Source organism: Lacticaseibacillus pantheris DSM 15945 = JCM 12539 = NBRC 106106 (genome assembly GCF_001591865.1).
In the GTDB taxonomy this organism is placed as follows: Bacteria; Bacillota; Bacilli; order Lactobacillales; family Lactobacillaceae; genus Lacticaseibacillus; species Lacticaseibacillus pantheris.
In genome coordinates, this window is the sequence record NZ_BCVS01000016.1 from 18,132 (window position 1) to 29,772 (window position 11,641).

Sequence of the window (11,641 nt, forward strand, 5' to 3'; positions counted from 1 at the left end):
AGTCACGGCCTTGGGTCGCGGCTTTTTTTGTGGGTCGCGAATTTTTGCGGTGAGGGTGACTAATGTCACGCGGCACGGATGATTGTTGTTTAACCGCGTCGTACGTGTGGCACTAGTCCCTGTCTGTGGCCGTCACTACCACTAATCCGTAGCAAGTATGGTCTGGCCCATTATTTATTTACATTGAGATGTGGTAGACTGGCAATAAGTGCTTTTGTGTACGGATTGGTTACCATACCGGTAGCCTAGAAAAATCTCTGAGGTGAAGTAATGACTAAGATTAACGTAGTCGCACTCGGGGGTGTACGTGAGAATGGTAAGAACATGTACGCCGTCGAAGTAGACGACCAAATTTTTGTATGCGATTTTGGGTTGAAATACCCGGATAATGATTTGTTGGGGATTGACATCGTCATTCCCGACTTGACGTATTTGGAAGATAATATTGACAAAGTGGCAGGTATCTTCCTCACGCACGGTCATGCCGATGCAGTGGGGGCGTTGCCGTATTTCCTGTCCGAGCACCAGGTGCCCGTCTTTGGTAGTGAATTGACCATTGCCATCGCCCAGATTTTCATGGGCCAGCACCCGCGGACAAAGAAGTTCAAGGATTACCACGTCATTGACGATAAGTCGGTGATTGATTTTGGTGATGTGTCCGTTAGCTTCTTTAAGACAACCCACTCCATCCCGGGCTCTTTGGGGATTGATATCGACACACCTGAAGGCCAAGTGGTCTACACGGGCGACTTTAAGTTTGACCAAAGTGCAGCCCCCATGTACCAAACGGATTACCAGCGTTTGGCGCAAATCGGGAGTAAACGGGTGCTAGCTTTGTTATCCGATTCGGCTAACGCTGAGTCACCATACCAGATTGCCAGCGAGCGTGAGATTGCGGACACCATTGCTGAGGACTTCAAGTACCACGAGGGGCGAATTATTGTCGCCGCCGTTGCCAGCAACATTATGCGGATTCAGCAAGTGCTCAACGCAGCAGCCGCAACTAACCGGCGTGTGGTACTGACTGGCCGGGACGTCCAGAAGATTGTGCAGACGGCCATCAAGATGGACTACCTGCACTTACCCAACGGCGAAATTCTGGCAACAACGAAGGAATTGAAGCAGCTCAAGCCAGAAGAGACCGTTGTGCTGGAAACCGGCAAGATGGGCGAACCGCTCAAGTCTTTGGACCGGATGGCTACGTCACGCCACCGCCTCGTACACATTAACGAGGGCGATTTGGTGTACATCGTGACTACTCCGTCACACGCAATGGAAACCGCGGTTGCTCGGACCAAGGACTCGATTTACCGTGCAGGCGGCGACGTGAAGACCGTTACGGACAAGTTCCACGTTTCGGGCCACGGTACGCGGACTGACTTGCAGTTGATGCAAAATATCATGCACGCCGAGAACTTAATTCCGGTTCAGGGCGAGTACCGTAACCTATCGGCACACGCGGAAGCGCTCCACGAAATTGGGGTACCGTTTGAGAACATCTTTATTCCCAAAGTCGGCGACATTATTAGTTACGACAAGGGTAAGATGAACATTTCCGGTACTGTACCCGCTGGTAACACCATGATTGATGGTATTGGTGTGGGCGATATTGGCAATATTGTGCTCCGCGACCGGAAAATGTTGTCTGAAGATGGCATCTTGATTGCCGTAGTGACGATTGATCGGCGCAAAAAGCGCGTCGTTGCCCGGCCTAAGATTCAAAGTCGGGGCTTTGTGTACATTAAGACCAGCAAAGATTTATTGGCCGAATGTGGACAAATTGTCAAAGACACGATTCAACACAACTTGGATGACAAGAAGTTTGATTGGGGCGACCTGAAGCAGGACGTGCGGGACAAGCTTTCCCGGTACCTCTTTGACCAGACTAAGCGTCGGCCGGTTATTTTGCCGGTCATCATGGAAGTGAACCAGAACAGCGCCAAGCGGCAATAACCTTGTCGTGAAGGAGTGAATACTATGGGCAACGTAGTTAACTTTCCGCAGTCAGCTAAGCAGCTCCGCGAGCTCGGATTACAGGCCTTTAATGACGGCGATTTTCACCGCGCTGTGAGTCAGCTAGAGCAACTGGAGCAGTCATACCCCGATGATGTGACTCCAAATGACGACCAGGCTTTAGCGACTGCATATATAGAACTTGGCGAGGCTGATGAGGCTAACGCGGTGATTCAAGATGTAGTAGACGACATCGCCAGCAGTGCCGACGGACGGCAGTTACTCATCAAGATTGCGGCAGGGGTCCCTGATTTTCCGCTGGGTTCGTATGTGATCAACATGACTGAGGACGACACCGAAACCACCGCGTCGATTAACGTGATGGCCGAAGTTATGGAGCGGTACGTCAACGAACACGGGTCCGCAATTAAAGCCAGTAAGCGGCACCTGCGCAACCTTGGTGGCATGAACCTCGTGGAACAGGAACAGTTTGTGACCACGGAACTGAGCAAGCTTCCCTATGTGGATGTTGACGACTCACTAGCCGTGGCCCTGGTAGATCCCGACGTACATCCCGCGGTCCGTAGTTCGTTGGTGACGTGGTCTTTAATGGCCACACCAGCCACGGTGATCAAGGTGCGGGTGTATGACCGTGTGATCACGGTTGATACGACCAGTCTAGTAATGCCTGGGGATGATGACACCAGCCAGGCGGTCTTGGGTGCAATTGTTGATAAGTTACCTGAGCGGGAAGAATTAGTCCAAATGCTGGTACCAACATTTTTTGTGTTGCTGGGTTTCTTGTACCCAGCAGTCGACGAATTTATCCAGGATGTCGACGAGTTTGCTGCGACCGCGGTGGATCCACAGCGTGAGTCGCCATATCGCGAGCTCATTGATTGGCTCACTGCAAAAGCACAGGAATTAAGTGATGTTGGGACCAATTTGGATAACTAATTTATGTTAATAGCGAGAATAAAAAGCAATTAATGGTTTACATGAGTCGGAAAACTCGATATAATCACTTTCGGAAATTAAATTCCAGTGAAACGGGTTTGCGTTTCCCGCTATATGTAGTACACTTAAACGTAAAGAATTCACGGGATAGGCGTTCTGTCCTGGTTTCTTACAAATAATTCAGGAGGTTCGTTTTTTCATGGCTGAAAAAGAACATTATGAACGTACCAAGCCCCACGTTAACATTGGGACTATTGGTCACGTTGACCACGGTAAGACCACTTTAACCGCTGCTATCACTAAGGTGCTTAGCGAAAAGGGTCTGGCAAAGGCGCAAGATTACGCAAGTATCGACGCTGCACCAGAAGAAAAGGAACGTGGGATTACCATCAACACTGCCCACGTTGAATACGAAACGGAAAAGCGTCACTACGCCCACATCGATGCACCAGGGCACGCTGACTACGTTAAGAACATGATCACTGGTGCCGCCCAGATGGACGGTGCAATCTTGGTTGTTGCCGCAACTGATGGCCCTATGCCACAGACGCGTGAACACATCCTGCTTGCTCGCCAGGTTGGTGTTGAACACATCGTTGTCTTCTTGAACAAGACTGACCTTGTTGACGACCCAGAACTGGTTGACCTGGTTGAAATGGAAGTTCGGGAACTCTTGTCCGAATACGATTTCCCTGGGGATGACATTCCTGTCCTCCGTGGTTCTGCCCTCAAGGCTCTTGAAGGCGACCCAGAGCAGGAAAAGGTTATCATGGAACTCATGGACACGGTTGACGAATACATCCCAACCCCTGTTCGTGAAAACGACAAGCCTTTCTTGATGCCTGTTGAAGACGTCTTCACTATCACTGGTCGTGGTACTGTTGCTTCCGGTCGTATCGACCGTGGGCAGGTTAAGGTCGGCGATGAAGTTGAAATCGTTGGTCTGAAGGAAGACGTTCTGAAGTCCACCGTTACGGGTCTGGAAATGTTCCGTAAGACTCTGGACCTTGGTGAAGCCGGCGATAACGTTGGTGTCCTGCTTCGTGGTGTTAACCGCGACCAGGTTGAACGTGGACAGGTTCTGGCTAAGCCAGGTTCGATCCAGGTTCACAACAAGTTCAAGGGTGAAGTCTACATCTTGACAAAGGACGAAGGTGGCCGTCACACGCCATTCTTCTCCAACTACCGTCCTCAGTTCTACTTCCACACGACTGATGTTACCGGTGTCATCGAATTGCCAGACGGCGTTGAGATGGTTATGCCTGGTGACCGTGTCACTTTCGAAGTTGACCTGATTGCACCTGTTGCCATTGAACTTGGTACTAAGTTCACCGTTCGTGAAGGTGGCCGTACCGTTGGTGCCGGTGTTGTTACGGAAATCATGGACTAATTAATTCGTTAATTAGGACAAAGAAAAGATGCCTCCGGGCGTCTTTTTTTTATTATTATTGAAAATTGTTTTACAACCATACTGGTTTCAGGTAAGATAATACGGTATGTATAGCAGTATTCAGCACGTATGGATGCTGAAAATACTAAAGTCGGAGGATTAGCATGACCGCAGAATGGACTAAGCAAGGCGCCGTAACTGGCGAATTGACTTTTGATATCGCACAGGATGAAATCAAGCAGGGGCTCGATAAGGCCTTCGTTAAGGTACGCAAGAGTTTAACTGTTCCTGGTTTCCGTAAGGGTAAGGTACCTCGCGTCATCTTTGACCAGATGTACGGTGAGGGCGCATTGTACGAAGACGCACTGAACATCTTACTGCCAGACGCCTACGAACACGCCGTTGATGAAGCTGGAATTGACCCAGTGGATCAGCCAGAGCTGTCCGTTGAGAGCATGGATGAGGGCAAGCCTTGGTCCATCAAGGCTACCGTTACGGTTAAGCCGGACGTTAAGCTTGGCGACTACAAGGGTATTAGCGTGCCTAAGCAGAACAAGCGCGTTTACGTGGCTGACGTGAACAAGGAGCTCGACAAGAAGCGCGAGCAGCAGGCCGAATTGGTTGTCACCGAAGATGCAGCCAAGGAAGGCGATACCGTCGTCATCGACTACGTTGGTACCGTTGATGGCAAGGAATTCGATGGCGGCTCCGCCAAGAACCACAGCCTTGAACTTGGTTCAGGTGCCTTTATCCCAGGCTTTGAGGACCAGCTCGTTGGCCACAAGACCGGTGATGAAGTAACCGTTAAGGTGACGTTCCCTAAGGAATACCAAGCTTCTGATCTGGCCGGCAAGGATGCAGAATTTGCCGTTACCGTTCACGAGGTTAAGGTTAAGGAAATGCCTGAACTGGACGACGACTTTGCCAAGGACGTTGATGACAGCGTCGAAACTTTGGATGAGTTGAAGGACAAGATTAAGGCTGACCTGAAGAAGCAGAAGGAAGACGCAGCAGAATCCGCTATTGAAGAAGCTGCCATCAAGGGTGCCGTGGACAACGCCACTGTTGAAGAAATTCCGGACGCCATGGTTAAGTCGGACATTGACAACCAGATGCAGCAGTTCCTGGGCAACATGCAGCGTCAGGGGATTAACCCTGACATGTACTACCAGTTGACTGGTACTTCCGAGGCTGACTTGCGCAAGCAGTTCAACCAGGATGCCGAGACTCGCGTCAAGACTAACCTGGTCTTAGAAGCAATCGTGGACGCTGAAGGTATTAAGGCTACTGAGGACGAAATTGACGCCGAAGTTGCTGACCTTGCTAACGATTACGGGATGGAGAAGGATGCTGTTCGTCGGGCACTGACTGACGATATGCTGACTCATGACATCGCCGTTAAGAAGGCAATCAAAGTTATTACTGATAACGCGGTTGAAGAAAAAGCGGCCAAGAAGGACGACGATTCCAACGACGACCAAACTGATTCCGCTAAGTAGTTTTGAACCATCAACACAACTGTGTGCATAGCGCATAGATGCCCCCTGGGGGTAAAAAAGGGATGACCAGGTTTAAATCCGGGTCATCCCTTCGTTTTTCTGGTATGATGGGTTCAAGAAGGGGTTGAATGCTAAATGTTTGATAACGTTGAGACCAACGGACCTGTAACCTGCTCATTTTGTGGGAAGTCGCAGGACGAGGTAAAGAAGATTGTCGCCGGCCCCGGCGTCTACATTTGTAACGAGTGTATTGATCTTTGCAAACAAATTATTGATGATGAATTTCGTGATGAATCCATGCAGAACCTGACGGAAGTACCTAAGCCAATGGAAATTCTGCAGGTGCTAAACAATTATGTCATTGGACAGGACGCCGCCAAGCGCGCTCTGGCCGTGGCCGTTTATAATCACTACAAGCGGATCAATCAGAACGCGGTGTCCACTGAGGACGAAACTGAGTTGCAGAAGAGTAACATTGCTCTGATTGGACCAACTGGTAGTGGGAAGACCTTCTTGGCGCAAAGTTTGGCGCGCATTCTCAAGGTGCCATTCGCGATTGCTGATGCAACCACACTTACTGAAGCTGGTTATGTTGGCGAAGACGTCGAGAATATTTTGCTCAAGTTGCTGCAGAATGCCGACTTTGATGTGGACCGTGCCCAAAAGGGTATTATCTATATCGATGAAATCGACAAGATTGCAAAGAAGAGCGAAAATGTATCGATCACACGGGATGTTTCTGGTGAGGGTGTGCAGCAGGCGCTGCTGAAGATTCTTGAAGGTACGGTAGCGAGTGTACCGCCGCAGGGTGGTCGTAAGCACCCGCAGCAGGAACTAATCCAGATTGATACCACCAACATCCTCTTTATCGTCGGGGGGGCCTTCGACGGTATTGAAAGTATCGTTAAAAACCGTCTGGGTGAGAAGACGATTGGTTTCGGTACTGACTCGAAGCACCCACAGCTGGATGAAAGCGAGAGCCTCATGCAGCAGATTATTCCTGAAGACCTCATGAGTTTTGGGATTATTCCTGAATTTATTGGGCGAATTCCAATTCTTGCGGCTTTGGAAAAACTGACCGAAAGCGATCTGGTGCGGATTCTCACCGAACCTAAGAACGCACTGGTTAAGCAGTACACCAAGTTGATGTCCCTGGACGGAATTGATTTGGAATTCACGCCGGCAGCGTTACGTGCGATTGCCCACGAGGCAATTGAACGTGATACTGGTGCCCGTGGACTACGGTCAATCATGGAATCAGTGATGCAGGACATTATGTTTGACCTACCTAGCCGGACCGACGTGCAGAAGGCGGTCATCAACAAGGCCGCCGTTACTGGCAAGGGGAAACCCGAGCTCGTACTGCGTGATAAGGAAGCTTCATAATCATCGCGTGGTGATCAACGCGTATCAGGGGACGTCAGTCAAACCGGAAACGGGCGACGGCGTCCTCTTTTTACATAAAATGCGGGGGGACTTTGGTATGCAGGAACAGAACGATTTACGTTTTCTGATTGCTAAGGACAAGTGGTTTAGTGTGCGTGCGGCCGTATTGTTAGTTCATGGTCAGGACGTCCTGGTCAAGCAGGCGCAGCTGCAGGATGGGACCAGCGGGTTACTAATCCCAGGAGGAGCCGTTAAATTTGGTGAGTCGGGGTTAGAAGCTGGTGCCCGTGAGATGCGTGAAGAACTTCAACTAGACCATCTCGACTTGCAGATGGTGGGTATTACGGAAAATTTCTGGCCGGTTGAGGAGGGCGTGCAGGCCCACCAAATAATGATGTTAATGCTGACCAAGATTACGCAGCAACAATTTGACCACCTGAATAATTTGGATATGCAATCGGTCGATCTGCCAGAGGGTACCAACTTGGTGTGGCTACCGTTTGATACGGTCCGGCGAGCGGTTAAGCCGGCGGCGGTGGGAAAGTTGCTGGGGACTGATGGTGGCCTGCAGTATGGGGTTGATAGGCGTGAGTAGCATGAGCCTAATTTATGAACGCCCCGTAAAAGCCGCCACGTAAGGGCAACCAGCAATTAAGCCAAGTGCGGGCTTAACAGTCGGTTGTCCTTACGTTCTGGCTTCTAACCGCGGGACTACGCTCTGTGATTATGCTACACTATTATCAGTCAAAGAGAGTGAGGTGCCACATGCAAGTAAACGATGTGGAATTAACCATCAGTGCGGTGTCCCCCGCACAATATCCCGATACCAACCTGGGCGAGGTGGCCTTTGTCGGGCGTAGTAACGTGGGCAAGAGTTCGCTCATTAACACGTTGCTACAGCGTAACAAAATGGCCCGCACGTCCAGTACACCGGGGAAGACCCAAACATTGAACTTCTACCTGCTGAACCAGGAGCTATACTTTGTCGACGTACCGGGATTTGGGTACGCAAAGGTGAGCAAAAAGGCGCGGGCCGAGTTTGCCGCAATGATCGAGGAGTACCTACAAACACGCCAGCAGCTTGGCGGGGTGGTACAGCTAGTCGATGCGCGGCACGAACCAACCGATTTGGATATCTCTATGTATGAGTATTTGCGCTACTATGAGGTACCCGTGTTGGTTGTTGGCACTAAGATTGATAAGGTGAAGAAGAGCCAGTGGAATAAGAGCGAATCCATTCACCGCAAAGGGTTAGGGCTGCAACCAGGTGATGACTGGGTGCCGTTTTCTGCGACTAACAAAGTTGGTCAGGATGCAGTTTGGGAATGGATTGATCAGCACGCAACGGGGGGAAATCATCGTGGACTTTAATGAATATCAACAGTTGGCAAACCGAACGCTCGAGGGTAACGAGCACGTTTTGACGAACCTGTCCTTAGGCTTGGCGAGTGGTACGGGTTCCGTCATTGAGCTGATTAAGAAGTATACATTCCAGGGTGCCGACCTGGATAATGAACAGCTTGAGCACGAGCTGGGGGACGTATTGTGGTACCTCAGCCAGGTGGCATTGTGGGCCAACATTGACTTCGATGACGTCGCTAAACAGAACATTGCGGAGCTGAAAAAGCGGTATCCGCATTCCAGTCATCACTAATAATGCATATTTAAGTGTATATTTACTGATAATATTCATTCAAGTATACAAAAAAGGGGTAGTCGCACTTTCGACTACCCCTTTTTTATATGCTGTATTAGTCCTTGTCGTCCTTTTTTTGCGACTGTTTACGGTCTATCTGCTCATAGGCGCGCTTACGTGCTGCCTCTTCGGCCTTTTTCTTACTGTCAATGGTATCAGTACCCAAATCCACGTCGGGTAAACTGGCAAACTTGTCGAATAGTTTGTCCATATCGTTCTGACGGTTAACCTTTAAACCCATTGCAACGGCCTCCTTTCGGTATCTGGGCGTATTATACCATGCACGCGCCGTAAAGAAAATTGAATTTTATTGCAAAAAATCGCTTGCATTTCTTGCATAAATATCAATTTGTATGTATAGTAATCAACATAGAAACGGAGGAACGACCGATGAAGAAGTTAACACACGTGCTTTTGGCACTCATTATTAGCATTATCACCGTAGTGGGCTTGACTGGTGGTCATAGTGTCCATGCGGCGACTGATACCAGCCTCCAGAAGGTTGAGGACAAAGGCTACATTGTGATGGGGACTAGTCCCGATTACCCACCGTACGAATTTTTGTCCAAGAACAAGGTGGTGGGGATGGACGTTGAAGTTGGTAAGCGCATTGCGCAGGACCTGGGCGTCAAACTCAAGGTTAAGCAAATGGACTTTGATCAACTACTCGTGGCCCTTGAAACCGGCAAGGTGGACATGGTGATTTCTGGGATGTCCCCAACTTCTGAGCGTGCCAAGCACGTTGACTTCAGCAAGGTCTACTACAAGGGTGGGCAAAACATTATCGTCAACAAGGCCGACGCTAAGTTGTACGCTAAGGGCAAGAGTTCACTGACTGGCAAAAAGGTGGGCGCCCAAACTGGTAGTTTGCAGCAAACCTTGGCCAAGAAGCAGATTAAAAACAGCCAGGTGACCGGTTTGGCCAAGACTACTGACCTGTTGCTGGACCTGAAGAGCCACAAAGTTGACGCTGTCGTTTTGGAAAAGCCCGTAGCCGATGCCTACGCGGCTAACGATGCTTCATTGACGTCCATTGATGGTCACTTTGATTTGGGTAGTGACATGCAGGGTACGGCCATTGGGTTTGCTAAGGGCTCCGACGCCTTAGTGAACAAGGTCAACAAGACGATCGACAAAATCAACAAGGGTAACCTGACTGACGGGTACCTGAAGACCGCTGCCACCTACATGAAGACCAACACTAAGAACACCAGCATGCTGGCATACTGGAAGGTCTTCGGTAAGGGTGTTTGGTACACCATCTTTATTTCGCTCGTTGCGGTTGTCTTTGGTGTACTGGGCGGGATCATCTTTGCCCTCATGCGCCTGTCGAAGAGCAAGGTTCTGCACGGTATTGCGGTTGCGTACATCGAATTTATTCGGGGCACACCGTTGATGATTCAAGTGATGTTCGTGTACTTCGGGATTGGGATGGTTGTCAGCATTCCCGCCCTGGTTTCTGGGATTATCGCAGTGGCTATCAACTCATCGGCCTACGTTGCTGAAATATTCCGGAGTGGTATTAATAGTATTCCGGTCGGTCAAACTGAGGCAGCACGTTCATTGGGCCTGTCGCAGCGTGAAACCATGCAGAGCGTGGTTTTGCCCCAGGCGTTGAAGAACATCTGGCCAGCTTTGGGTAACGAATTTGTTTCCCTGATTAAGGAAAGTTCCATCGTTTCGATTATTGGGGTCACGGACCTGATTTACCAATTGAAGGTTGTGCAGACAGATACGTACAAAGGTGTGGCACCAATTGCCGTTGCCATGGTGCTCTACTTCATCATGACGTTCACGTTGTCCAAGATCCTCAACCACTTTGAAGGGAAGATGAAGCATGAAGGATAGTAAAGCGTTGATTGAAATTAAGGACCTAAAGAAGTCCTTCGGTGACAACGAGGTTTTGACCGGGATTAACGAAACCGTACATCAGGGCGACGTTATCGTGGTAATCGGTGCTTCCGGTGGTGGGAAGAGTACCTTTCTCCGTAGCCTCAACTGTCTGAACAACCCAACCTCAGGTGAAATCATGTTTGAGGGCACTAACCTAGTGGGGCTATCTGAGAAGGAGCTCGACAAGGTGCGTGAAAAGATGGGGATGGTGTTCCAGCAGTTTAACCTCTTCCCCAACATGACGGTGCTTGACAATATTACTTTGGCCCCCAAAAAGGTCAAGGGTATGGACGATGGTCAGGCGCAGGAACTGGCCAAGCAGCTATTGGAGCAAGTGGGACTGGGTGATAAGGCCGATGCCTATCCAGCCAGCCTGTCTGGTGGGCAGCAGCAACGTGTCGCCATCGCCCGGGCGTTGGCGATGAAGCCGGACGTGATGTTGTTCGACGAACCCACCAGTGCGCTGGACCCCGAAATGGTTGGCGAAGTGCTGAAAGTTATGCAGGACTTAGCACAGTCGGGGATGACCATGATTGTGGTGACGCACGAAATGGGTTTTGCCCGTGAGGTGGCCGATCAGGTCTGGTTCATGGACGGTGGTCAAATCGTCGAAAAGGGTGCGCCTGATGATATCTTTACCCACCCAAAGGAAGACCGGACTAAGGACTTCCTGAGCAAGGTATTGACCCAGTAATTTATTGGTACTAACAACAAGGAAGCGTGTTGTAGCAGTTAGACGGGGAGTCTAATGGCTGCGGCGCGCTTCCTCGTTTTTGGTTAGAACTAAACATGTGGTCTTCAGAGTGGCGGATCTGGCCGGTGCGGGTGCTGTGAGGTGCTGCGACTTTGTGGACCGCTCCACGGTGA

Annotated in this window: 11 protein-coding genes; 10 read left to right on the forward strand and 1 reads right to left on the reverse strand. The window is 50.0% G+C overall.

Features of this window, described 5'->3' with window-relative positions:
* The first annotated feature begins 270 nt into the window (after positions 1 to 270).
* The 8 genes from LPA02S_RS03030 to LPA02S_RS03065 all read left to right on the forward strand — a co-directional run bounded on the left by LPA02S_RS03030 (position 271) and on the right by LPA02S_RS03065 (position 8,839).
* On the forward strand, positions 271 to 1,953 hold the full coding sequence (locus LPA02S_RS03030; RefSeq protein WP_054650929.1) for a ribonuclease J: 1,683 nt from the start codon (positions 271 to 273) through the stop codon (positions 1,951 to 1,953).
* Positions 1,954 to 1,977: 24 nt separating this feature from the next.
* On the forward strand, positions 1,978 to 2,910 hold the full coding sequence (locus LPA02S_RS03035) for a tetratricopeptide repeat protein (protein ID WP_056956973.1): 933 nt from the start codon (positions 1,978 to 1,980) through the stop codon (positions 2,908 to 2,910).
* Positions 2,911 to 3,109: 199 nt separating this feature from the next.
* A complete protein-coding gene (tuf, locus tag LPA02S_RS03040) occupies positions 3,110 to 4,300 on the forward strand; it encodes an elongation factor Tu (protein WP_054650933.1) in 1,191 nt (396 codons plus the stop codon).
* Positions 4,301 to 4,464: 164 nt separating this feature from the next.
* A complete protein-coding gene (tig, locus tag LPA02S_RS03045; protein ID WP_054650935.1) occupies positions 4,465 to 5,799 on the forward strand; it encodes a trigger factor in 1,335 nt (444 codons plus the stop codon).
* 135 nt (positions 5,800 to 5,934) lie between these two features.
* Positions 5,935 to 7,185: an ATP-dependent Clp protease ATP-binding subunit ClpX gene (clpX, locus tag LPA02S_RS03050; RefSeq protein ID WP_054650937.1), complete on the forward strand. Its 1,251-nt coding sequence runs from the start codon at positions 5,935 to 5,937 to the stop codon at positions 7,183 to 7,185.
* Between the two features lie 97 nt (positions 7,186 to 7,282).
* Complete coding sequence (locus LPA02S_RS03055) at positions 7,283 to 7,780, forward strand: NUDIX domain-containing protein (RefSeq protein ID WP_162256047.1); 498 nt, start codon at positions 7,283 to 7,285, stop codon at positions 7,778 to 7,780.
* A gap of 170 nt (positions 7,781 to 7,950) precedes the next feature.
* Complete coding sequence (gene yihA / locus LPA02S_RS03060; protein WP_054650941.1) at positions 7,951 to 8,556, forward strand: ribosome biogenesis GTP-binding protein YihA/YsxC; 606 nt, start codon at positions 7,951 to 7,953, stop codon at positions 8,554 to 8,556.
* Positions 8,546 to 8,839 (forward strand): nucleoside triphosphate pyrophosphohydrolase family protein, encoded by a 294-nt coding sequence (locus LPA02S_RS03065; protein ID WP_054650943.1) that lies wholly within the window; start codon positions 8,546 to 8,548, stop codon positions 8,837 to 8,839. Before yihA ends, LPA02S_RS03065 begins: the two co-directional genes overlap by 11 nt.
* Before the next feature lie 97 nt (positions 8,840 to 8,936).
* On the opposite strand, the gene LPA02S_RS03070 is transcribed toward LPA02S_RS03065, so the two are convergent.
* The gene (locus LPA02S_RS03070; RefSeq protein ID WP_056956971.1) at positions 8,937 to 9,122 is read right to left on the reverse strand and encodes an SPJ_0845 family protein; all 186 of its coding nucleotides are present in this window, start codon (positions 9,120 to 9,122) and stop codon (positions 8,937 to 8,939) included.
* A 149-nt stretch (positions 9,123 to 9,271) separates the two neighbouring features.
* Between LPA02S_RS03070 and LPA02S_RS03075 the strand changes: the two genes are divergently transcribed.
* Complete coding sequence (locus LPA02S_RS03075; protein ID WP_056956970.1) at positions 9,272 to 10,729, forward strand: ABC transporter substrate-binding protein/permease; 1,458 nt, start codon at positions 9,272 to 9,274, stop codon at positions 10,727 to 10,729.
* Complete coding sequence (locus tag LPA02S_RS03080) at positions 10,719 to 11,468, forward strand: amino acid ABC transporter ATP-binding protein (RefSeq protein ID WP_054650947.1); 750 nt, start codon at positions 10,719 to 10,721, stop codon at positions 11,466 to 11,468. Before LPA02S_RS03075 ends, LPA02S_RS03080 begins: the two co-directional genes overlap by 11 nt.
* The last annotated feature ends 173 nt before the right edge of the window (positions 11,469 to 11,641 follow it).